Origin of the sequence: Thalassobacillus sp. CUG 92003 (assembly GCF_013618635.1) — a bacterium.
GTDB lineage: Bacteria > Bacillota > Bacilli > Bacillales > Halobacillaceae > CUG-92003.
Map to the genome: position 1 here is coordinate 1 of NZ_JABLSJ010000022.1, position 23,364 is coordinate 23,364.

Genomic DNA, 23,364 nt, shown 5'->3' on the forward strand with positions numbered 1-23,364 from the left:
TCTTGCGTTGATGATCTTTATTTAACTATACCATTATCCATCCAATTAATTCCATGATCGATCAAAGTAATCATTTTTGTAATTATCTCGAAACTGAGTCTTCCACAAACCTGCCCGTTTGTTGAAGACTTGAATTCAAGATAATCACCCATTCCCCAAATATTTACTATCTTTTAAATAGATAAGATTCGTCCGCAAAAGTCCACGTTTACAGACAAAAAAGGATCAAAAAGAAAGCATAGATCTCTCTGACAACCTGGATACTCCTATCATTCAGGAATACTTAGATTATATAGCCGTAGGAATAAATAACATCATCAACATTTTCAACCCACAAGTTCTTATTATTAACAGTGAAGTCATGCGCCATAACCAACACATGGTTCAATCCTTGAAACAAAGGCTTAATTCAAGGATGAATAATTACAAAGAAATCGTCATTTCTGCACTAGGGAAAAAAGCCTGCGCGCTGGGGGGGATCGCTATTTCACTCAAAGCCTACTATGGAATAAACTCTGTGAATCTCAGTCATTACCCCTATTCTGAAAAAAAAAATAAAGAGTCCATCAGTTAGTAAAAAGCAGAGAGCAGAACATACAATCAAGTATGTTCTGCTTTTTTTAAACGTTACAGAAAAAGAACCTGACCCTCAAGTCCTTCGTCAGGTACATAAATAGATCAGTTCTTTTAATAACTTTTATACCTTGATTGTCTATGATCACACTCAAGTAAATTTCTATATTGGATGACCTGAGAAAGTATCATTAAAATGGAAACCAAACAATGACACCCACGAGAAGGCGCCTTCCTTAATCAAGAGAATTTTTTTGGCTCTTCTGATACAATTTCACTGTATATAAAATTCCAAAGAATACAGGCAAACCTGAGAAGAGCATAAAGAATAAATCCTCTACATTTTGTTGTTTCATTTCTTAGCTTGTTATACGAGAACAAGAAGAGCACCATGTTGTAAATGTTGTTTCCATAAGAGTCTCCTAGAGAAGGGAGCATTAGAAGATTGTAACGGATCTCTTTTTCTTTCCTGAACAAAAATACTGTCCCCCCTTTTTACATATATATGTAAAAAGGGGGGTTTTTAATGAGTGAGTTTGAATACGGCAAATTAAGTTACCCAAATGATATGCTTCAAATTATAAAAAAGGGGTTAGCAAAAAAATCCCGTCCCAAAAAAGTACTTATTATAGGAGGGGGGATGGCCGGTCTTGTTGCGGCTTCTTTGCTTAAAGAATCCGGTCATCATGTGTCCATATTAGAAGGTAATAATCGTATCGGGGGGAGGGTTTATACCGTAAGGCATCTGTTTACTTCAGGGAACTATTTAGATGTAGGAGCCATGAGGATCCCTGATAATCATGAATTGGTGTTTGAATATATTAAACGCTTTCAATTGCCTGTCAACCCTTTCATAAATTCCTCGCCTGTCGATTTGATTTATGTAAATGATGTTTTAACTGCTAGGAAAATGTACGAGGAAAACCCTGATATTTTAAACTTCCCAGTTAATGAAAGCGAAAAAGGTAAAACGGCCACAGAGCTTTTTTTGGAGGCTACTCAACCATTTCTAGAACTTTATTCAAATAGTACCCCGGAGGAACAAGAGAAGCTTAAATCCCAATATTCAGAGTATTCCATGGGGGATTTCCTTGAGTTTAATCCAATTGGTAGACCTTTGTCGACTTCCGCAATAAGGAGTATAGGTGTCATGCTAGGTCTTGAAGGGTTTCCAGAGTTTTCTTTTGTGGATATTTTAACAGATATTATTTACCCCATTTTTAGTAAAACAGTGAAGTTTTTCGAGATTGACGGAGGGAATGATCAATTACCCTTATCCTTTATGAAAGAGGTGCAGCATAACATTCGATTGAACCAAAAAGTGAATAAAATTTATCAGATGGAAAAAGGTGTAATAATCCAAGCAATAGATCTTATAACTGGCAGGTGGCACCAGTACGAGGGAGATTATTCAATCGTCACCGTCCCCTTCCCCGTATTTCAATATATAAATGTCTTCCCTTATAGCTCTATCTCTTTTGAGAAATGGCAGATCATCCGAGAACTTGTAAATCTTCCAGCCGTTAAAATTGGCATAGAATTTCGACATCGCTTTTGGGAGAAGGCAGGGGTAGGAAATGCTGTCACGGACCTTCCTACAAGGTTTTCTTATATTCCAAGTCACGGAATAGGTTCCGGTGGTCCAGCGGTTTTACTGGCGAGTTATAGTTGGGGACAAGATGCGATCCTTTGGGCTGGTTTACCCCATAAGGAGATGGTACGTGAATTGCTGGACGACTTGGCCAAAATCTATGGGGATATTGTATATGAAGAATACATGCAGGCGTTGTCATACAATTGGACCTTAAATCAATATTCTGGTGGGGCTTTTACCCTCTTCCTCCCGGGCCAAGGCAAAAAGTTTTCCGAAATCGTCCGTCAACCTGAAGGCAGGTTGCATTTTGCAGGAGAACACACTTCTTCCTTTCATGGATGGATCGAAGGAGCCATTGAGTCAGGGATACGAACAGCATATGAAATAAATGAAAGAGGCTGTTTTGGTGTTTAATTATTATCTTGCTAGGATGTAAGCCTTGGACTGTGGATTTCCAAGAACATAAAGATACAGCCAAAATACTGGGCTCTTTTTTAAGGTATGAAGTATGAACATACCTCTGTTCCTAAGAAGCTTAAAGGTCTGAACCATTACAAGGATAAGTTGCTCATAGTGAGGCAAGTTTAAAGAGGAAGGCTTGTCTGTTAATAAAAGAAAGGTAGATTTAGATGATTATGAACTAAAACACAAGTTGCGTTTTCGAAACGAGCAATCCGGGTTTACATCGTTTAAAGATATATTGCGTATTGGTGAATATAAAGGAAGTCTAGAATAGTCAGGGAATGAAGTGCTTTGTAACTGGTCAGAGGAGTACAATTATTTCAATTCCGAGGAGGAATACAATATGAATAAGACAGGATTTAAGGATGGCCATCGAGGGAACGAGCTTCAGAAAGAAAATCTAAAATCACTAAGGAAATGAGTTTGGGAATATGAAGGGAGTAGGGAAATCGAGATATATCTTAGGTCTTTTACTCTTTTCTTTACTAAGTGATAGCTAAAAACGCAGAGAATTTTCTACGCCTTTTTAATTTTTTTATTTTCTCCTATTAACTTTTGTATTCTGTAACAACAAATCCTGACTGATAATTGTGTTGAAATGTTATTCGAGATTGCTTTGCTTCTTTTTCGATTTATTGTCAATTACTTGTTGAACACATGCCATTACTTCTAATTGATAAATACCACCATCAAAGGTTCTCATATCTGTTATTTTAAATGGTTCGATGTAACAAACCTTTTGTTTACCAACTTTTAAGCAATTTTTTCTTGTAGCGGAATTTAACGCCTTTCTTTATAATTCAGTAGTTAGAAAACGCTCTAATTTACCTTCATACATCTTTAGCTCATCCCGCATCGGTAGTGTCAAAAATGTTGTGTAAATCTCAATAGGGGGCTCCTCTCGGTTTTACGTGCTTAGAGGGTATTCGGTATAAAGCCAAGAGGGCCATATACCGAATACCCTGTTTACTTTGCTTGTTCATTCCCATAACTATGGCGGAACATCTCTTAAAGTATAGGGGCTGCATCGCCGAACCCCTATCTGGCGGCATTATACAAAAAGTAAAGTAACACCAGCTACCAATAAAGTAATCGTTGTTACAATCGTAGCATTTTGTTGAGGTTTACTCATTTTATGATACAAATATACAAACATTTCATCACCTCCTTTTAGTCAAAGTCACTATCCTCAAAAATAAATATTTACTCGATATTTACCTGAAAATTACGGGCAATTTTAATTGCGAGCTTTAGGGAAGGGTTATATTCTCTTTTTTCCAGAAAGCTGATTGTTTCTCTTCCCCACCCAATTTTTAGGTATCCTTATAAAGGAAAGAATAGCAGGTGAACACGGGGTTAAACCTTTAGGAAAATAAAAATTGCCTAAATTCTCGGTATTGAACGAGAATTTAGGATCACATTCAGAAATATGGTATATAGTTGACTAATTCAATATCTCGAAACGGAGTCTTACACAATCCTGCCCCACGTTAAAAGAGGGCAATTCCTTTATTTCAGAATTGCCCTCTTTACTTTATGACGTGAATTCAAGGTATCATTTGATAGGACCGTTAAATGAAAAATGTTATAACAAAACATTTAACCGAGAAGAGCATTAATCTCAACTAACGCATGTGTCCATTCATCTCTTGCTTGATCCCTCTTCTCCAAATCCGATAGAAATGAGCTGCTTTCCTTTAAAACTACTCTAGAAACATTGGGTTGAGTCTCGATGAACTCTAAGATATTTTCTGAGTTTAATGTTCTGTCTGGTGACATTGATCCAACCCCAGCCCCGAAAATAAGAGCGAAAAGGAATTGAAAAAACGCGTGAGTGACTTAGAAGAAGAAAATGCTATTTTAAAAAAGGCTATGGGCATCTTCGCAAAAGACCGGAAGTAATTAATGACTTCATTTATCAACACCGACACGAATTCCGTGTGACGAAGATGTGCCATGTATTAGTTGTTTCAAAAAGTGGCTATTATGCTTGGCTAGCTCGTCCTAAGAGTGCCCAAAAGAAACGACGTGAGAACCTTACAGCCAAGATTAAAAGGGTCCATTTAGAATCGCGTGAGAATTACGGGAGCCCCAAGATCACGAAAGTCCTTCAAGCCGAAGAGGTCCGGGTATCTGAAGAACGGTTTACCCGACTTATGAATGAAAGGGGTATACAATCTAAAACCGTAAAAAAATATAAAGCAACAACCAATTCTAAGCACAATTTCCCTATTTATCCAAACTTACTGAACCAAGCGTTTCAAGTTGATCAACCTGGACAAGTCAAGGCTGGCTTTACTAGCTTCTGTCATGGACCTCTTTTCTCGCCGAGTTATTGGTTGGGACATGGGAAGTCGTATGACAAAAGAGCTTGTCATCACAGCTTTTTAAAATTCGTTCCAAGACATTACTTCTCACGTGTAATCATCTATGTCTTTAAAAAGACCTGTATATCCCCACTCATCTGCATTGCCTTCTTTCGCAATCGTGCCTCCAGCCTTGCCTACTCGTGAAAGAATAACCTTTACCTCATTACGATCTTTAGCTGTGTGACTAAATATAACACTATCCGTATTTAAATTCTCTTCTTGCTGTTTAGTCAGCTGAGCGAAGCCTGAACGCTCATATAAAACCAAAGACATTTTTCCTTCTAGGCATATGATCTTCCCCTGATGACATTTTATCTTCAGGAAGATCGAATACTTCTTTAAAAACGTCGCAGAAAGATCTAAATTCTCGCCAGGAATTGTAACAATATCGATTTTGGGTTTCATTATTTTCCCTCCTTTAGATATTCAATATACGTCCTTTAAACCCTTTTTCCCCTTAATAATTAAGCCTGGGCAATTAACTACTCCGGAATAGCCCCGTGAAGACTCGAATTCGATATATTTAAAGATTGATTGATGTTTCGTGCAAATTTATCCCCTCATTGTATTTAGGAGCATCCAATTCAGGACGCTTCTTCTTTATTGTTAAAAAGGTCTAGATGCTTTTTCCTTTTACTTTAAACTGTTGTTTAGGGTTTGAATAAGGAATAATATATTGTTTAAAGGTTTCCTCCACCATATTATTAGAAGTAAACTCCCTTATCACTTTCCCTCGAGCAGCATAGATGATTTTATTTCTTAATTGTAAATCGGCTCTCAAAGAGAGGATTTTGTCGCGATAAGCTTCTGGGCAATGATTCTGGGCCAACATTCCTGTCTTCTCGTCTACGATTACTTCCGGTATTCCACCTCTATTAATGGATATCACAGGAGTCCCTGTCGCCATAGCCTCAACGATTACCATCGGAAACACTTCTCTCTCAGATGTAAGCAGGAGCACATCCATTGTTTGGAGAAACGCATGGGGTTCTTGCACTTCCCCAAGCAAACTGACACGCTCGTTCAGTCCTAGTTTTTGGATTTTTGCCCGGATGGCTTCCCGCTCAGGTCCGTCACCGGCAATATAAAACTTTACATCTTTTTCAGCCATCATAGAAGCAGCGATATCTACAAACAGTCTATGGTTCTTTTCTGGAGACAATCGAGCCAGAATACCAACCTTAAATACTTCAGGCTGAGTCTTTTCATCAGCAAAAGGAAATTTTTCTAGATCAACCCCGTTGTAAACGGTGGTGATCCTATCTTTGTTGACTCCATAATTCATTAAAACTTTTTTCTCGTACTCACTTACCGTAATGATCCCGGTAACAGCCTTATTCATTAAAAGGGAAAATACTCTCGGAAACTTTTCAAGAGCCGTAACATTGTGCTTCGTATAAATGACTTTAATCTTCCGTTTCCAAACAAGCTTTCTCACACAGCTTGCATACAAGACCATCCGCAGGCTGTTCGCATGAATGACATCAATGTCACACTTATGGATAAGCCGAGTAAGGTTACATAAATTTAAGAGGTGGTTTCTCCTGGATAATTCCTTATAATTTTTTTTATTAACAAGGTAATCCGTAAGTTCTCCTCTACCGGCAGCGGTATAGAGTTGAAATCCTAGACCTGTTTTCATTTTGTTTTCAAGCTTGATAAAATAATTTTCAGCTCCACCCATGGTCAATTTGTCTGTCAGCATCAATACATTCATTCTATACGGCCTCCCTTTCAATACAATCGTTTTCCTTAGCCTGACCTTTTTCATCCTCATAGGAAAAGTAAGTGGACAGGATGGCTAAATATAATAAGAACATGTCATTTACAATCAGAGACAAAAACATCATCTGAAACATAAAACCAAGGAATGTTAAAAACAAAAAGGGGTACTTCAGGTGAAATTTAGCCTGGAAGATTTGATAGAGTACCGTAAGTACAAATAAACCATACACAAACAGTCCGATCACTCCTGATTCAGTCAATACCTCAAGGAATGTGTTGTGAACAACAAGGTTATCACCATATTCAAACGCGTTGTAATCAGCGAAGTTACTTGCACCAATCCCGAACAAAGGGTTGGATAAAAATAACTCCCATGCCCTTCCCCATAGTTCAAACCTTCCGCTTCCACCGTCAGATGAGAAGTCTTGAAATCTATGTTGCAGAATATCAAGAACGCGGAAATTCATCGCTAGACTCACCGCCCAGACTATGACTATCATAGAAGAGGCAGATAGGAATAAGCGCCATTGGTTAGTTGGTTTGTTCAATAAAAAGTAAACGATAAAAATAACGAGAAGTATTAACAACCCCCCTCTAGAAAAAGAGAGAACACTTGTCATTAAACATAGGGTGAGACCAATCTTATTTTTCAACGAGTCACGATTACATAAAAAGAAAGTAAAAAAAATCGTATTATAAAATACAAAATAGTTCGGGTCTTCCATCAAGCCGATCAACCTGGGGTAATCGCGATCAAACCAAACACCATAGCGTATAACTCCGTCTCCTAATAAGGAAAATCCGTTGCTTTTCAATCCCCATACGTAGAGGAAAAGACTTCCGATATTAAATAAAATCCCTGCATTGGCAATCCCATTCTCCAATTCGCTCTTCTGAAACAACTGGAGAATCCCTTTCATTAAGACATAAAAAACAATATATAGAAAGATTCCAAGCATGACCCTAAGACTTGATGATGCATACAAGGAAAAAGCTCCAGAGAAGACATACGCCAGATAAAAAAAAAGCAGCATTACTTCAAAACTTTGCAGCTTTTGAAATCGGAAGGAAGCCGCCAGTATGATGACAAGAATTGCCAAGTACATCATATGTGGTTTGAAGGCAAAACCAAGGTAAATATGATATTTACCAAGCATGACCGAAAATAGCAAGAGAAACAGCAGCAGACTGCTACGCGGTCCTTGAGAGGTACTAAGAGCCTCCATCATGTGCCTCCTTCCTGAATTTCAACTTAGCTTCTTTATCCAGACCTACCTTTTTCAAAAGGACTGGAGCTTTTTCTCTCCATTCCTTATCCATTATGGCAAGGGAAATAATAAGAACAAAGTGGACACAAGCAGCAAGAAACGGAATGGAAGATAAAAATAATTCCACACCTAAAAGAGTGATGAAAAAGTAAATCAAATAAGGAATTACGGCTCGTTTTCCGAGGACAATTCTGTCGGGGTGACAGAACAAAAATCCGAATAAAAGGATCACCTCAATGAGAACTCCAGCTGTTACTGCCCCTGTCAATCCATATAATTTACTGAAAAAGGTATAAAAAAGCACACCCGATGTAACACCTACAGCCAGGATCGTCATTCTTCGGGACTGAAGCGCTCTTGTTGTCAGCCCATCCCCCAGAGAGATACTTCCTCCCTGAAAAACCATAACTAATGCTAAGATTTTCAGTAAGAAGGCTGCTTCCATCCATCTCTCCCCAAATAATACTCCTATCACTAAATCAGAAAGATGGTAAAAAGGTATAGCAGCGAGCATGCCCGCCCATAACATCAACTTCACCTGTGTGATACTCTTTCTAACATGCTGCTCGTAGTCGCCCGCCTGGAATAAACGGAACAATGCTGGAAAGAAGGCGCCGGCGATAATAAAGGGCAATTGCTGCAAAGCTTGGGGAATTCGGTAAGCCACGGCAAAATAACCAACTTCTTTCCATGTCATGGTCTGTTCTAAAACTATCGGACCTATCTGCGGTAAGAGGATAAATAATAATCCAGTCACTAAGAATGGGAACCAGTGTTTCCATAGTCCTTTATAAAAAGGAGACTTTATGAAAAGTCTCAGAGTCTTAGTAGTTAAAAAGATGCCAAAACAACCGGCCAAAAAATAAGCGGATCCATACAAGAAAAATACCAGCAGGGGATCTAAATAAAACCCTTTCCCAACCAAAATAACGGTGATCAAAAGGCCTGCAGAAACGATGCGTATCATCCCGGAATATTGCATTTTCTCCAACATTTGAAAATAGGTGATACTAACACTCTGCATGACTATCCCTACGACAAGTGGAAAAATCAGTGCATAGGAAAGTAATATTAATTCCGCATCACCGGCGTAAATCAAATGAATAAGAAGAAATCCAATCACCAGCGTTGCAAGTGTCAGCCCTAGACGCAGTTTTATAAACGATGCCATGATCAACGAGATAGGAGCATCTTTTTTGGCACCTTCACGAAGCACAATCTGGTTTAATCCGGCTTCCGTTAGATAAGCCATAATCATAGCAAAGGCGAGTACCACACTAAATTTCCCATAATCACCTGTGGAGGTAAATGAGGCAAGAACAATTAATGATGCTGCATTTAAAATGCTGGAAAGTACCGTACTGTAAAATAAATGAAAGATATTCTTTCCAATGGAATTTCTAATCTGCCTCATACATTCTCGCCCCTTTAACTCACTTGCTAATACTTACTGTTGATAAACCACACCGATTACTCTACACCCGGCCATTTCAAGTTTGGCACTCGCTTTCTTAATTTCTTCAAGCTTATCCTTGTTTCTTCTCACGACGAGCAATGCTTCCTTGCAACCTTCCGCGATTAATTCTGCTTCAACGCCAGAGGATAAGGAAGGAGCCGAAAAAATCACTCGATCATATATCTTGTTCCACGATTCCACATGCTGCTTAAAAGAGGGTGAAAGCCAGATATCCAATGGTTTTTGGTCGATAGAATGGGGTGACAATAGTACATCTAAACGCGGAACAAAGGTCGAAAAAACAGTTGTTAACGGATCCTGATGTTTCTCAGCAGGCTGCTCCATATGGAACCACTCATGGAGCATTGGTTTGTTCATATCTCCTTCAACAAGCAGGACTTTTCTCTCCTGAAGAGCAATGGCGGCCGCTAGTTCTGCAGCTATCATAGCTACCGATTTTCCTGCTGGAACCGAAGTCACCATCAGGATAGATGGGCTATGCTTCTCAACTTTGCTGCTGATTACCTTCATCTGATCAAAGCTGACAACCCCCTTCTTTTTCTTGTTCCCGCCGTGAATCAGATCCTCAATGGGACTCTGCATGCATCTTGCCTCCTTTTTTCACTTTCCCTTTTGCACTTGTATACTGTTTTCTGTAATATTTCGGTAAACTGTCAGAAGTCGCTTCTACTTCTCCAAGTACTGGTAAGCCTAGTTCATTTTCAATTTGCTTTAAGCTTTGTACAGAATCATCCCAGTGGTCTTTTAACATAGCCAATCCGATTCCACAAAATAATCCCACCATCATTCCTATCAAGATATTCACGGTTGAACCCCCAACTTCTTCCACTTTGTTTATTCCATCCTTTTTACTTAGGAGAGCTATATTTTCCATTTGCATGGAGTCTTTCACCTCTTCCACTGAAGTGGCAGCAAGAAGGTTAGCTAGTTCACTGGCCCGCTCCGCATCCGTATCTCTGATCACAACCGAAATAATTTGGGAATTTTCCTTATTTTTTATCGTAATTTTTTCTTCCAACTCTTCCTGAGGAAGGTTCATATCCCCCTGCACGGATTCTAATACGATCGGACTTGTTATAAAATCAACGGTTGAAGCAATGAGCCTGTTAATTGTTTGCGGTTCAACGTAAACCTCCTCCTGATGCCCCAGGTTTCCTACCAGAATATATTCTGTTGCTTCATAAGTAGGTTTTAAGAAGTAAAAAACAGCAACTCCACTTAGGAGTGAAACACAGATGGCAGTGATCAAAATGGTAGCCATTCTCCTTTTAATAATACGAAAAAAGGTTTTGATATCCATTGGTTCTCTCATGAAATCACCTCTTGGAAGCCGTAAGGATTCTCCTGCTTATAAAACTGGACAGTCTGTAGCAGTCCTTCTCGCAGAGAATAACAAGGTTCCCAGCGCAACATGGATTGTGCCCGATAGTTTTGTAATACACTCGAGCGAATATCTCCTTCTCGTGCTTCATGTAAAGTAGCCTGAATAGGTCTTCCTAGAGTAATCGCTAGCTGGTCAATGATTTCGTTAATCGAAGTTTCCTGACCTGTTCCTATATTAAAAATTTCGTTTTTACCGTTTTCCAACGCAGCAACGTTTGCACGAGCCACGTCTTTGACGAAAACGAAATCCCTCGTCTGCTTTCCATCCCCAAAAATAACAGGAGGTTCTCCGCGAATTAATTTTTCGATAAAGAGAGCGACGACCCCGGCTTCTCCATGAGCATCTTGTCTTGGTCCAAATACGTTGGCATACCGTAAAATAGAGAATTCAAGGTTATGAGTATGTGCAAAAAGCTTAATATACTTCTCTGCATGCGCTTTTGTTAGACCATAAAAGGAGATCGGCTGCACATGATGGGCTTCATCAATAGGAAGATAGCTCGGATTTCCATATACAGCTGCCGTAGAGGCAAACACGACTTTCTTGACTTTATGCTTCGCGCTTGACTGTAAGATGTTAAGTGTCGCAACAATATTTTCTTCGCAGTCATATAAAGGGTCTGTAAACGATTGGCTAACAGAAACCTGAGCAGCCTGATGGATGACATAATCCGGCTTCTCTTTGGCAAAAAGATCATCCAAATTTTTTCGAATATCCTGGTTGTAGAATTTCACCTGTGGGAGAAGATTTTTCATATGTCCTGTTACTAAATTATCTACCACGACTACCTCGTAGTGGGAATCTATTAATTCTTCCACGATATGAGATCCGATAAAGCCTGCCCCGCCAGTTACTAATACCTTCATGGCAACCTTCCTTCCGAAATTTAAGTAAAAAAGAACGTCCGACACCCTAAATGTCATTCTTCCAAGGTAGAAAAGTTGTTGCCTTGTCCTTTATCTATCAACCTACCTTTAGGTAAATTCACTCTTATGAAATTCCCATAGGACTGTTCGTTTACTACTATTAATGGGCCTTCTATGATCGAAGCGTCCCAAATCATACCTTCTATGGTGTTATTGGTCCCTGATAAAATCACCGCTTTATCTGTACGCTCTGTCAGTTGGATCTGAAGGTTATCAAACATATTCCCGGAGACCTCATTAGGGATGGTCACTTCACTATCCAAGTGTATACAGACAACACAGTCATCCAAAGTCATATTTACGAACCTATTTCCATTTACAAAATTGTGTTCCTCTTCTTTCTGGGGAGGCGCTGTTTGTAAATGCAGGGCGGTATTAAACCCGCTCACATTTACTCCTGATACATTTACAAAACTGATAAATTCTCCGGATGTACCGGCTGTGAAAGAAATTCCTTTTCCACGATTGGTACCGCTGGAATTGTACAAGGTCACATTTTCAATATGAATGCGTTCGGTCGTCCAGATTCGTTCTTTACCACTTACGTGTAGTACTACACCTTGAAATTGGGGAGTGGTTATTTCAATCGTGCCATTGCTGATCGAAGTTTTTCGTTCTAACTCCAAAACATTGAAATCTCCCTCCACTAAAAGCTTAGTGCCCATCCCCATCTCCAGAGCAACGCCTTCTTTTAACCGCAACCCTTGTTTCAAAATGTAAGTCTTACCCAGCAACTGGACAGGAAGCTTCTCACTTTCATAACTGGAATTAATGGCTGCTTGAATGGCTGAGGAATCGTCCTTCCTGTCATCCCCCCTCGCCCCAAATGCCTCCACGCTTATCCTGCCAATCTCTTGCCCCGATTCCTTGTTAAACGTCCCACCCAACACCATCACTGTTAACAAAACGATTACTCCTATATAGACCCACTGAACATTCTTAATCATATCCTGACTATAAGTTATGCGAAAACGCAGGATTTTCAAGATGCAGCACGGTCTTGTCTTTTTCCCTGCGGTTTTCCATTAACTGTTTTCCGTTCTGGATGACGACGAACTCCATATCACCAACCGCCTTCAAAGTGTAAGCTTCTGCAGCAGGAATCGTAATGCTAAATCCAGAAGAGATGTCTAAAAATTCACCATTCAAGACCAGGACGCCTTCCCCTTCTGTTACGGTCCATACTTCCTGATTCGGATTTTTATGATCATTCAAGATACTTCCAGCAGTCAAGTGGACTTTTTCCGTCATTGTTTCTGCGTCATTTTCCTTTTGTTTATACTCCAGCACTCTTCTCCATCCCCACGCGTATTCCTCATATCTTGGACAATCCTGAAAATGGGAAACGTACTGTTTAATTTTGTGGCTGCTCTTCTTATCCGTCACCAACAGGCCGTCGGGGCTTGCAGCTACGACAACATTCTCTACCCCCATCAGGACAATCGGGATATCCAGTTCATTCACGATACAAGCTTCCATTACATCGTCACTTATGAATCCATTACCAATGACGTGGGAATCCATTTCATCAGTCAATGTGTTCCACGTTCCAAGATCTTTCCAGTAACCTGCATAAGGCAGGGCGATAATGTTGCTTGCCTTTTCGACTACTTCATAATCAAAGCTGTTTGATGGGAGCTGACCATAATACTTCAGTAAAGCATCGTACTCAACAGGGACATTCCAACGTTTGAGCAGCTGAATGATATATCCCAGCTTGAAACCAAATACACCACAATTCCAAAGAGCCTGTTGATGAATTAATCTTTTTGCTAATGACTCATTTGGTTTTTCACAAAACTTGTTCACTTTAACAAAATCACTTTTTGTTCTACCGTTCGGAATGATATATCCATACTTTTCAGAGGGGTAGGTTGGTTTGACCCCCAGGAGAGCTAATTCAGCATCGGTCTCATTTAGTCCCCACTCGAGTTTCTTGATCGTCTCAAAAAAGTGATCTTCCACAAATGGATCTACAGGGAGGACTCCTACGACCTCATCTACGCTGCAACCTTCTACGGAATAAAGGTATACGGCTGCTAACGCGATGGCAGGAAAAGTATCCTTCCGTTCCGGCTCAACCAACACAGGAGTACTTTGACCAAGCTGGTTATGAAGCATTTCTACTTGAGAGCTATTTGTTGCAACAATAGTTTTATCTTCCAGGTTATATTTCCCGAGCTGTCGCCAGACACGCTGAACCATGGACTCCATCTTTCCGTTTTCATCTTTAAGCACTTTAAGGAATTGTTTAGCCCTTGCACCATTGGAAAGCGGCCATAATCGCTTGCCCGATCCTCCTGATAATAGTACGATCCGCATGTACCCCACCTCCTTTCATGATTGAACGATCTCAGGTACCGATTTTTCTGAGAGTTCAGAACTTCTATGCATAGCAGCCTCCTGCCAAGTTTTTATTAACCTGTTACAGTTTTTCTCCCAGGAATAATGGCTTTGTACAAAGGCTTGCCCCCTACTTGCATAACGTTCTTGTAATTCAGTTTTTTTAATCAAATGATTAACTGCTGAAAACATTTCATCCTTATTTTCTGTGCAGATCACTTCATTTCCACACCTTTCTGCAATTCCCTGTAAAGCTGTAGGAGAAGCAATGGTCGGCAATCCACATGCCATCGCTTCCAATATTTTGTTCTGCATCCCTGTCCCCGACTTCATTGGATAAATACCAATTTGGGCCTTCCTCAAAGGAAGGCATATATCTCTGACAAATCCCGTCACCACCACATTCGCTTTGCCGTTTAAAGCTTTAACTCTCTTCACAGGGTCCTTCCCTACGATGTAGAATTTATAGTCCGGATTGGCCTGATGAATATGCGGCCAAACCTCTTTCACAAAATCAAGTACAGCTTCGACATTCGGATAATACTGCATATTTCCGTGAAAAAGGATGATTTTTTCCTTCTTCACCGATGGATAGCGAGCAAGATGCTGTTTCGTAATGAATGTTCCATTTGGATTAACGACGATTTGCGAGTTGTTTAAATGACTTTTATCAATTTCAGAAACAATCATAGTACGGTCAAATCTGTTTAAAATAACTTCTTCATATCGCTTCAATAAGCGTGACTCTAGAAGGAATAAGGGCCTTAGCCATTTTTTCTCCTTTTTGGCCCGGCGTTCCATATTCAGTGACAACGCATCAATCATATCCATACACTTTGGGCTGTTGGTATCGATAACATATTCAGCGATCCTCACCGTCTGCACATGGATCATATCCGGCTTTAGCCTTCTATAAATATCCATTACACGCTTCTTTATTTTAGGATCAAAAAACAGGTTGACTTGAATCGGTTTAAAGTTATAAAGCGTCTTAAATGACCTAAGCAGCTTTTGCATTGGATGAATCCGAAAGACCATCACCTCTTTACAGTATGGAGAGAGCTTCTTATGAATGAACTCCTCTTCTTCTTTCGTTTTTACAAAAGTAAGCAGGTGGACATGATGTCCGCTAGCTTTCAATTGTTTAATCTGCTCCCATGCAATTAGCTGGTCTCCTTTATGCGGTGGATAGGGCGGTCTCACCGACATATATAATACGTTCATGTTGCTCCCTCCTTTTATCTAGCACCTTCTCCAGATAGGACAATTTTGAAAGTCAGTATAAGTATTTTTACATCAAGGAGGAAATTTCTGGTGCGAATATACTCTAAATCGTAAGCTAACTTTTCTTCGGGGGAGATATCATATCCCCCGTTTACTTGAGCCCATCCTGTCAATCCCGGTTTGACAACCAGACGGTTAATAAATCCTGGTGTATCCTGGTTGAATATCTCAGTGAAAACAGGGCGTTCAGGTCTTGGGCCAATGATGCTCATCTCTCCCTTTAACACGTTAATAAGTTGTGGAAGCTCATCGATTCTGGTTTTTCGGAGAAACTTTCCTACCCTAGTCACTCGCGGGTCATTGGTCTCTGCCCATCTTGGTCCTTCTTTCTCCGCATCCATCTTCATCGTCCTGAGTTTAAGCAACTGAAAGGGTTTCCCCATCCTCCCCACTCTTTCTTGCGGGTAAAACACTGAGCCTTTTGAATCCATTTTAATAGTAATAGTTAAAATAATTAAAAGAGGTATGAATATGGCAAAACCAGCGATCGCTAGAACAATGTCAACTAACCTTCGGGCAAAAGTATATGGAGCAGATGATAAAGTTTTGTCTTCAATAAGGAACAAATTGGCGTCAGCGGCAACTCTTTTGATTTCCCTTCTTTTCTGCATCTTCACTGTCAAAACCCGCACCTCCATAAAATTTCATTTTCCCAACCCACCCAACCACGTTCTTTATGAAGAACAAACCCTTTAATGCATATTAACAGATTTTACGTTCTTTATAAAGAACTTTTGTTGATTATTTTGCTTTTTTCCACACTGGAAGTGGAGAAACCTATATTTATACGGGGTTAGACTGATCTTCAGTACGTAACACTATCTCTAATAATCTAACTACACTCATAAATTAAGGGAAATGAACTTTTCGAGTAATGAGGAATAAATACGGATACGTGTTTATCGTCCATTTTTGGTACTCATTGTAATTAACTATAATATTATAGAATATAAGCATTCCCTTTACCTGTTCTTCGTACATTAGAACTGCTAATACCAATTTTATCTATTTGAATAAAGGAGTAATGTTAATTATATGAAAGTAGGAACAAAATATGATCGAAGACATCTATGTTGAAGACTTTACTGGTGCGAATGACTCCCTAAAAATACAGTCTGCCATTGATTTTGCTAGTAATAATAAAGGGAAGACTGTTGTCTTGGGAAATAAAAATTATCTAATCACAGCGCCAATAGTCATTAGACAAGGAATCAAATTACTGTTCAATTATGGAAGTCAATTCATTGTGAATGGAAACTTTCGAGTATTGGAAGTTCAGAATAACGGTTCCCTTGAGGGTGCCTACATTGCCATTGATGATCCAGCATTTGCTTCAGAAGTTATTTACTTAAACGGGAAATACAAATATTATAACGTATGGAATCGAACACAAATCAGAAATATTAATATTGTCCACTGGCACAGCAGTCACAAGGGTACCGGCTTATCTCTCTTTTCCGGAGGACCTGGACACGAAATTTCGTTCGTTGATTTTGAGAATATAAAAATTGCCGGTTTAAAAACCGGCTTAAAATTGGTTGCCAATCACCCGTCAACCGGGTTCGCTTGGATAAATGCAAACCGTTTCCTCAATTTATCTCTTGATGATTGCATTGAAATGATAATGATGACTAGCAGTTCCACGATCCCTAATGAAATCAGTGGGAATCAATTTCAAAATCTCCAAATTCAGCCCACGTCTATAACAACGAAGATTCTTAAAGTTAGTGGTCAATTCAACTATATCCATGGAATGGCTTGGGATGTACCCTCCACCCCTGTGATTGAACTAACCGCTAATAGTATGGATACCACACTTTATATCCCTTCTGTTTCAGGCAACCAAATTATTGATAATGGACAGCGAAATAGAGTTAACCTATAAAAAAATGGCGTCTTATGCACGTCATTTTTTTGTTCTTGCTCTGCTAATTGGTTGAAGAACCGAAAATATCTTGGCTTAAAAAAAGAAACGTCCTCAACGGACGCTACTTTTTGGCTAGGTAACTTATTAGAATATCCCTATCTCTTTCTTAGTTTTAATAAGCTCTGGAGGATCTGTATAAACCATTTCAGCACAAAGAGGATACAGTATGAAATCCTTATTTTCATTAATTTACCAATTATTTATTTTCTATTTATCCCTCCTTTACATGTACAAGGTATATATGCAGTGTACCCTATTTTGAAAGGAGTCTTTTTATATGTTGAAAAAATGGATGTTAGCTCTAGGTTTGACTTCAGTACTTACATTGGCAGCTTGCGGTGGCGGTGATGATGGGGAAGACAAGGAGAAAGGGGACCAAACAGAAGAACAAGACTCTGGTGAAAACAGAACCATGGAAGGCGATTCTGGTTCTGAAAGCGAAGAATAAACCTGCTGCTATTAGAAAAAAAGTTAGTTAAAGTTCAATGTTGAAGTAGAAAAATGAACTTCCATATCCTTGGAAGTTCATTTCTAATAGTCTCTTTATTAAACTAATCCGAGAATTTTTATGGGTAAGTATAAATTATTTGAACTATTTAGCAGAGTACGAAAATCAATGAATAGATCTGTAAATAATTGCAGTCATTATCGGAAATAAAAACCATGAACCTCTAAAGATTCATGATTAAGGGACGCCGCCCATTCACTGACAATAATATGACCCACAGAACCTTGTTATACTAAGGTTTCCATCGCGAACTGTTATTTAATAAACTACAATAACTTTTAATACTTTATAAGCAGTATCCAGTTGTAATCCAGTCATCTATAGTGGAATAACAGACACATTTCAATACTTTTGAATTGTGCAAGTTTGAATAGGCTTTAAAATATTTTTTTATAAGAACTTTATTTTAGGACCAACACACTTCGTCGATCTCATAATCTTCCGAGGAATCCACCTTCCCAGTTATACAAGAAAAACATCCCTGTAAGCAACTGCACTGCCAATAGCCCAAATCACCTGACCGCAATTGATGCAGATTGCCCCATTTTTCTTATCATTAATTGCCTGTTTAAGCCTTTCCCTTAACTTGTTTGATTCTTCGCCAGGATAATTCTTACAATGCTTCTTTACATACGAGTCTATAGAAATGGATACCATAAATGATTTCCTTTCTTATGCCTTTTTTGTTATTTTATCGTAATTCTCTCGTTCACAAAACCGTGATAACTTCGGGGTTATTGATGACATCGAGCTTTATTAACTCGTTCAAAATATTTGATGGAAGCTTATTTTTGGGAATATGGATGCCGTTTTTTCTTAGGATAGTTATTTCAGAAGGGATATTTACATCATATGAAGTCGGTTTACTCTTCACAGTGTAACTGCTGGAATCATTGTGCTTTCCTAGAATTGATTCAACCGTTTTATTGCTGATTTTTTTCACAGACTCCAGATACGCCCATTGATCACTATATGGTTCAAATTTGTCATTAACAAAGACACTATAGCCATTTTTCCTGCGTAGTGCTGCAGAGGTAATGCTATCAGGTTTCCAAAACCACCTTTTGGCATTGTATCCTGATTGGGAAAAAACCGGTCAAACGAATCTACACCAGTTTCGTAACGCTTTTCCAGGGTCCGGTTCATAAGAAAATTCCCTAATCTACGACCAGTCTTCGCTGTCAATTGCTCACTGAAAAAAATCCACACATGGCAACCATTTCCGGATCTTGAGACCTCCATGCTCGCAGGTACAACTACATTATTACAACCCCCCTTGAACGTGAGAGCATCCTTTTGCCAGTCCTGTTTATCAAAATCAACAGCCAAAAACCAGCACGTTTCATCTTTTAATAAAGGATAGATACCAATCGTTTTGTTGCCACGCAAGTGATTCTCAATGACATTGTCCGTTAGCGGCAACAACTCACGCTCTTTATATTTTTTATTGGGTTCATATTTACGTGCCGGCGCATAGTTTGACTCTCCATTGGAGTCCCAATACACCGCATATACATCTGTCCGCCCTTTAAACAGGCCTCTGAAGATAGTGATGCGCTTCTGTAGGATTTCAGTTCTCGCACTGGGTTGAACATGTTTGTCTTGATAGTTAGAGACAGGGATTTGATGCTTTTTCAGCAGTTCTTTCAACTTTTGATTTTCATCTTTTAGCCGGGTGATTTCCTTTAATGCATTTTGTAGTTTTCGCTCCAAATCGTTCATGAATTATCCCTCATCATGCGGTTGATCTCAGTTTTAAAAAATATTGAGCCATGCCTAGGAAATCTTGTAACGCCGTCAAATTGTTTATGAAATCTATTTTTATTGTAGAGTGAAGATGCCACTCTGTCACTATTAATAAAAAAGACTATCATTAATGTCTGTTGAGCGACTTTATTTGGAACGTTTTTAGTTCTCGATTGTCAGATAGAATGTCTTAAGAGTGACTCTATCAAGCAACCAAAAAAACATTGGTTCCATATAGAGATGTAGTGACTTCATCTTAAGTTTATAACCGAGTCGCAGTTGATTTTCTATTTACTCTGATTGTGGTCTTTCACTTTTCAAGATTTATCCCAATTTTTCGTAGTCTTATAGTTTTTCCGAGAAGTAAGATACTGCAGAACCTAACATGCCATCAGCTAGTCCTTCTAAAATTGCAGCTAGTAATTCCAAACCCACTAAGACATCCTATATCAGCTCTACGTGCTGTATCTACCGCACATTGAAACACCCCAGTAGGAACATTCCTGTAAAACTTTCAACAACTTGAAATTCAATAGTGAAGCTCTCACTGTAAAGTTACATTTTCTTTGTCTTAGACTCACGAGGATATAAATACAATGATGAAAATATACAGTCATATCACTAACAATATGAGAGAGGACACTTCCGACAAAGTTAGAAATTTGTACGGAAACGCCCTCGAAAAGATCAATTTAAATTAAATTGTTACTTTTTCGTTACATTTTTGAAATTATGGGTAAGCTGACGCTCTCTAAAGCCCTTGAAATTAAGGGTTTTTAGAAAGTTATTAAATCATGCCGCTAATGGATTCACCTATATAAATAACTCAACTTTCGCACTTGAAAATATCTAATGTGAACAGCCAGCTCTATGCCTTTCGTCTATAAAGATAGAAGCTTGCCATTTAAAATTAATATAAAAAAAGCACCCTTTGTTTGATATAGTGAGATTGACGAGAAATCACTAAAACAAAAGAGGTGCTCCCTTTATGATAGCGAATTCTGACCAATCTAAGCAACTACCAAATGAAATAAAATCCACATTTAAAGAACTAAATGTACTCAAACACCTACGAAGAGCTGGCATCACGATATATCTTGGTTTCTCTTGCGCGTATATATTTCACCTTATTTTCAGTTTAATCTTTGAACACAAAAACTGGTTTCAGACCTTAGAAGACAAGAAAGCTTTTGATTTACCAGGAAAAGACACCGTTTATCGCTTTCTCAATCAATCTACTTTTAATTGGCGACGATTCCTAACCCTTTTAAGTGCCCATACGATTCAAAAAGTCACTAAATTCACTCATCATAGTCGTCCAAAGGTCTTAATCCTTGATGATTCAGCTTTTGAAAGGAATCGAAGTAAACGTGTTGAGCTTCTATCTCGTTGTTTTGACCACGCCTCTCAGAAAAATGCGTTTCTACAAGGGGTTCCGTATGCTTACATTAGGTTGGTCGGATGGGGCTACCTTTATGCCGATTGACTTTGCCTTATTAAGTTCCAAGAACCGTCTTAATGGTATTTCGGACCACATCGACAAACGCAGCTCTGGATATCGACGACGTGTCGAGGCTTTGAAACCTTCCCCTGAGGTGATCCCACCCATGATTCAACGTGCGCTTGATTCTGGGATTGATGCTTCCTATATATTGATGGACACATGGTTCACCCAACTACCTTTAATTAAAGCCATAACGGACCAGGGACTTGATATCATTGGTATGGTTAAAAACCTAAAACAACGCTACGTCGTGAATGGAGAACGTGTGAGTTTAAAAGAGCTCTATCGTTTCGCTACACCAGCAACAGGCAAAAAAGATCTTCTCCGTTCTATTCACACCGTTCAAGCAAATGGTGTATCTGTAAAAGTCGTGTTGGTCCGTAATCGGAATAAAAAGAGCGACTGGCTTGCCATCTTAAGTACAGACTGTACGTTAAGCAATAACGAAATTATCCGTATTTTTGGCATACGCTGGGATATTGAAGTCTTCTTCAAAACGACAAAGTCATTTCTTCGCCTTCAGAAGGAGTTCCAAGGTCGTTCTTACGATGCCCTGATCAGCCATACAACCATTGTGTTCACAAGGTATATTGTGTTGTCTTGGCAGAATAGATGTAGCACCGACGATCGTACATTAGGCGGTATGTTTTATGAACTTAGTGATGAAATCAATGACCTCGATTGGGCTGTAGCTCTTCAACAACTTATCGTTCTTCTTGAAGATGCCTTGAAAGCGAGTAACAAAAAAGTACAAAAACTAATCAAAAGTCAACTACAACAATGGATCGTAGGATTGCCCAACTATATCAAGGCTTACCTGCCTATTTCAGCCTGCGAGAGTTGAGTAAATAATGTACGTATAAACTATAAATGAGCGCTTATTATACGTTCGTATTAAAAATTATATTCATGCTTATATGTGTGGTATTGAATAAAAGTATGTCATGAAGTATGTCAATAAAAAGCAAACGTTGTTGGTACGAGATGGAGTTTTACTGGAGAGATATCTGAGAGAACGGTTTACCTACTTATGAAGGAACGTGGTATACAACCTAAAACCGTAAAAAAATAAAGCGACAACGAATGCTAAGCCCCATTTTCCAGTTTACCCAAACGTATTGAATCAAGCGTAAATTTAAGTTGAGCAACCTGAACAAGTCTGGGTTTCCGACATCACGTATATATGGACAAGAAGGCTGGTTTTACTTAGCTTCTGTCATGGATCTCTTTTCTCGCCGAGTTATTGGTTGGGTCATGGGAAGCCGCTTTTACGACTCATACTTGTTCTCATGTCATGCTCTCTCAGTATTGCCTGGTAATTGTTTGAGGCATATTGACTTCTTAGATCTGAATGGTGAATGAGACCGGAGGTGGGCGTTGAGTTATCATGGCTCTTTTCAAAGCTGTGATAACAAGCTCTTTTGTCGCAATCTCTTTTTTTATGAACTAAAAAGAGACCCATCACTTCTCATTTCATAGCTTCATATTGTATCGACCTGAATACACTTTTATCCATTAAAATAGTCATTTGTCTTAGTACATGGCCCCTGCTCGAGCCATAGGTTAGTTAATGAAGAGATTAATCAATGAAAGGGGAAACTGAAATGCATTACAGAAATTGCAATGGACCAGGTCAATTTGGTCCAGCTAAACAGGTAGTCTGTCCAACGAATAAGTGTGTCCACCATAATTATTATCTGAGTGAAGTGGATTATATCCACCCAACGCACACAACGGTCTATAATCACCATTTAACCAAAAATAACCACCACTTTCCGCAGACACAATCTGTCGTAGACACATTCAGTGAAGAAAATAACTTTATGGGACCTCAAAATCAAGTAGCAGGTGCCCAATTTAATGGGGGCATGGGACCGCAAGGAGAAATGGGATTTATGGGGCCACCATGGGGTAACATGGCAACACAAGGCCCAAACCTAGGTTGGCCTAACCCCCATGTGGGTGGTACCAACTTTAATAACATGGGAATGATGGGAGAAGGCTGTCGTCGACCGAGCTGGCTTGATTAAAAAAAAACAAAACGAGCATATTGTTTTAAATGCTCGTTTTTTACACTTGTTTTGAAATAGCGTTTGGCTCAGTTGGCCGCCCCGATTGTGGAGAATCCTTTTGGAATTAATTACTCCTGCTTGCCAGCCCATTAAAACTGACCATCACTTGAGTATTACAGCAAATATAACCCGGTGTCTATATACAGGTCCATTTAGATCATATGCGGCTCCACCTGTCACTTCGCCGTTCACATCCAGAGTT

General features: G+C 39.2%; 17 protein-coding genes and 5 pseudogenes. 8 read left to right on the top strand and 14 right to left on the bottom strand.

Going from position 1 to position 23,364, the window contains the following annotated elements:
- Positions 1-181: 181 nt before the first annotated feature.
- A complete protein-coding gene (locus HOP45_RS21075) occupies positions 182-574 on the top strand; it encodes an ROK family protein (RefSeq protein WP_181351283.1) in 393 nt (130 codons plus the stop codon).
- Positions 575-1,099: 525 nt separating this feature from the next.
- Entirely contained in the window at positions 1,100-2,581 is a 1,482-nt protein-coding gene (locus HOP45_RS20115; protein WP_181351269.1) for a flavin monoamine oxidase family protein, read from the top strand.
- Between the two features lie 1,251 nt (positions 2,582-3,832).
- Here the strand turns inward: HOP45_RS20115 and HOP45_RS20120 are convergent.
- Positions 3,833-3,940 carry a helix-turn-helix transcriptional regulator gene (locus tag HOP45_RS20120; protein ID WP_181351284.1) on the bottom strand — a complete coding sequence of 36 codons (108 nt, stop codon included), beginning with the start codon at positions 3,938-3,940 and terminating at the stop codon, positions 3,833-3,835.
- A gap of 474 nt (positions 3,941-4,414) precedes the next feature.
- Between HOP45_RS20120 and HOP45_RS21080 the strand changes: the two are divergent.
- Positions 4,415-5,014: pseudogene (locus tag HOP45_RS21080) on the top strand (IS3 family transposase); the annotation flags it as partial.
- A gap of 29 nt (positions 5,015-5,043) precedes the next feature.
- Here HOP45_RS21080 and HOP45_RS20130 read toward each other — a convergent pair.
- From HOP45_RS20130 to HOP45_RS20180, 11 genes are all read right to left on the bottom strand, one after another.
- On the bottom strand, positions 5,044-5,403 hold the full coding sequence (locus tag HOP45_RS20130) for a VOC family protein (RefSeq protein ID WP_181351286.1): 360 nt from the start codon (positions 5,401-5,403) through the stop codon (positions 5,044-5,046).
- Between the two features lie 211 nt (positions 5,404-5,614).
- Positions 5,615-6,715 carry a glycosyltransferase family 4 protein gene (locus HOP45_RS20135; RefSeq protein WP_181351271.1) on the bottom strand — a complete coding sequence of 367 codons (1,101 nt, stop codon included), beginning with the start codon at positions 6,713-6,715 and terminating at the stop codon, positions 5,615-5,617.
- 1 nt (position 6,716) lies between these two features.
- Positions 6,717-7,949 (bottom strand): O-antigen ligase family protein, encoded by a 1,233-nt coding sequence (locus HOP45_RS20140; RefSeq protein ID WP_181351272.1) that lies wholly within the window; start codon positions 7,947-7,949, stop codon positions 6,717-6,719.
- Positions 7,936-9,405: an oligosaccharide flippase family protein gene (locus HOP45_RS20145; RefSeq protein WP_181351273.1), complete on the bottom strand. Its 1,470-nt coding sequence runs from the start codon at positions 9,403-9,405 to the stop codon at positions 7,936-7,938. Before HOP45_RS20145 ends, HOP45_RS20140 begins: the two co-directional genes overlap by 14 nt.
- Before the next feature lie 33 nt (positions 9,406-9,438).
- The gene (locus HOP45_RS20150) at positions 9,439-10,050 is read right to left on the bottom strand and encodes a P-loop NTPase family protein (RefSeq protein ID WP_181351274.1); all 612 of its coding nucleotides are present in this window, start codon (positions 10,048-10,050) and stop codon (positions 9,439-9,441) included.
- A complete protein-coding gene (locus HOP45_RS20155) occupies positions 10,034-10,768 on the bottom strand; it encodes a YveK family protein (RefSeq protein ID WP_181351275.1) in 735 nt (244 codons plus the stop codon). Before HOP45_RS20155 ends, HOP45_RS20150 begins: the two co-directional genes overlap by 17 nt.
- 8 nt (positions 10,769-10,776) lie before the next feature.
- Positions 10,777-11,718, bottom strand: coding sequence for an NAD-dependent epimerase/dehydratase family protein (locus HOP45_RS20160; protein WP_181351276.1), 942 nt, complete (start codon positions 11,716-11,718; stop codon positions 10,777-10,779).
- Positions 11,719-11,771: 53 nt separating this feature from the next.
- A complete protein-coding gene (locus HOP45_RS20165; protein ID WP_181351277.1) occupies positions 11,772-12,683 on the bottom strand; it encodes a pectate lyase family protein in 912 nt (303 codons plus the stop codon).
- Between the two features lie 49 nt (positions 12,684-12,732).
- Positions 12,733-14,100, bottom strand: a complete 1,368-nt coding sequence (locus HOP45_RS20170) for a sugar phosphate nucleotidyltransferase (RefSeq protein WP_181351278.1) — start codon at positions 14,098-14,100, stop codon at positions 12,733-12,735.
- A 15-nt stretch (positions 14,101-14,115) separates the two neighbouring features.
- Positions 14,116-15,345, bottom strand: coding sequence for a glycosyltransferase (locus HOP45_RS20175; protein WP_181351279.1), 1,230 nt, complete (start codon positions 15,343-15,345; stop codon positions 14,116-14,118).
- A gap of 14 nt (positions 15,346-15,359) precedes the next feature.
- Complete coding sequence (locus HOP45_RS20180) at positions 15,360-16,016, bottom strand: sugar transferase (RefSeq protein WP_181351285.1); 657 nt, start codon at positions 16,014-16,016, stop codon at positions 15,360-15,362.
- Positions 16,017-16,459: 443 nt separating this feature from the next.
- Here HOP45_RS20180 and HOP45_RS20185 point away from each other — a divergent pair, with 443 nt between their 5' ends.
- On the top strand, positions 16,460-17,290 hold the full coding sequence (locus HOP45_RS20185; protein WP_181351280.1) for a hypothetical protein: 831 nt from the start codon (positions 16,460-16,462) through the stop codon (positions 17,288-17,290).
- A gap of 319 nt (positions 17,291-17,609) precedes the next feature.
- Positions 17,610-17,780: a hypothetical protein gene (locus tag HOP45_RS20190; protein WP_181351281.1), complete on the top strand. Its 171-nt coding sequence runs from the start codon at positions 17,610-17,612 to the stop codon at positions 17,778-17,780.
- Positions 17,781-18,549: 769 nt separating this feature from the next.
- Here HOP45_RS20190 and HOP45_RS20195 read toward each other — a convergent pair.
- Positions 18,550-19,562, bottom strand: a pseudogene (locus HOP45_RS20195) (TOTE conflict system archaeo-eukaryotic primase domain-containing protein).
- Between the two features lie 1,012 nt (positions 19,563-20,574).
- On the opposite strand from HOP45_RS20195, the pseudogene HOP45_RS20200 reads away from it, so the two are divergent.
- Both HOP45_RS20200 and HOP45_RS20205 read left to right on the top strand, forming a co-directional pair.
- Positions 20,575-21,934: pseudogene (locus HOP45_RS20200) on the top strand (IS4 family transposase).
- 295 nt (positions 21,935-22,229) lie between these two features.
- Positions 22,230-22,356, top strand: a pseudogene (locus tag HOP45_RS20205) (DDE-type integrase/transposase/recombinase); the annotation flags it as partial.
- 1 nt (position 22,357) lies between these two features.
- Here HOP45_RS20205 and HOP45_RS21135 read toward each other — a convergent pair.
- Positions 22,358-22,515 (bottom strand): annotated as a pseudogene (locus tag HOP45_RS21135) (DDE-type integrase/transposase/recombinase); the annotation flags it as partial.
- A gap of 179 nt (positions 22,516-22,694) precedes the next feature.
- Between HOP45_RS21135 and HOP45_RS20210 the strand changes: the two are divergent.
- Entirely contained in the window at positions 22,695-23,120 is a 426-nt protein-coding gene (locus HOP45_RS20210; RefSeq protein ID WP_181351282.1) for a CotD family spore coat protein, read from the top strand.
- The last annotated feature ends 244 nt before the right edge of the window (positions 23,121-23,364 follow it).

Excerpts from the sequence above, each read along its gene's own strand:
- HOP45_RS20115 (WP_181351269.1), top strand. The coding sequence starts at position 1,100 with ATGAGTGAGTTTGAATACGGCAAATTAAGTTACCCAAATGATATGCTT.
- HOP45_RS20130 (WP_181351286.1), bottom strand. The coding sequence starts at position 5,403 with ATGAAACCCAAAATCGATATTGTTACAATTCCTGGCGAGAATTTAGAT.
- HOP45_RS20135 (WP_181351271.1), bottom strand. The coding sequence starts at position 6,715 with ATGAATGTATTGATGCTGACAGACAAATTGACCATGGGTGGAGCTGAA.
- HOP45_RS20140 (WP_181351272.1), bottom strand. The coding sequence starts at position 7,949 with ATGGAGGCTCTTAGTACCTCTCAAGGACCGCGTAGCAGTCTGCTGCTG.
- HOP45_RS20145 (WP_181351273.1), bottom strand. The coding sequence starts at position 9,405 with ATGAGGCAGATTAGAAATTCCATTGGAAAGAATATCTTTCATTTATTT.
- HOP45_RS20150 (WP_181351274.1), bottom strand. The coding sequence starts at position 10,050 with ATGCAGAGTCCCATTGAGGATCTGATTCACGGCGGGAACAAGAAAAAG.
- HOP45_RS20155 (WP_181351275.1), bottom strand. The coding sequence starts at position 10,768 with ATGGATATCAAAACCTTTTTTCGTATTATTAAAAGGAGAATGGCTACC.
- HOP45_RS20160 (WP_181351276.1), bottom strand. The coding sequence starts at position 11,718 with ATGAAGGTATTAGTAACTGGCGGGGCAGGCTTTATCGGATCTCATATC.
- HOP45_RS20170 (WP_181351278.1), bottom strand. The coding sequence starts at position 14,100 with ATGCGGATCGTACTATTATCAGGAGGATCGGGCAAGCGATTATGGCCG.
- HOP45_RS20175 (WP_181351279.1), bottom strand. The coding sequence starts at position 15,345 with ATGAACGTATTATATATGTCGGTGAGACCGCCCTATCCACCGCATAAA.
- HOP45_RS20180 (WP_181351285.1), bottom strand. The coding sequence starts at position 16,016 with ATGCAGAAAAGAAGGGAAATCAAAAGAGTTGCCGCTGACGCCAATTTG.
- HOP45_RS20185 (WP_181351280.1), top strand. The coding sequence starts at position 16,460 with ATGATCGAAGACATCTATGTTGAAGACTTTACTGGTGCGAATGACTCC.
- HOP45_RS20190 (WP_181351281.1), top strand. The coding sequence starts at position 17,610 with ATGTTGAAAAAATGGATGTTAGCTCTAGGTTTGACTTCAGTACTTACA.
- HOP45_RS20210 (WP_181351282.1), top strand. The coding sequence starts at position 22,695 with ATGCATTACAGAAATTGCAATGGACCAGGTCAATTTGGTCCAGCTAAA.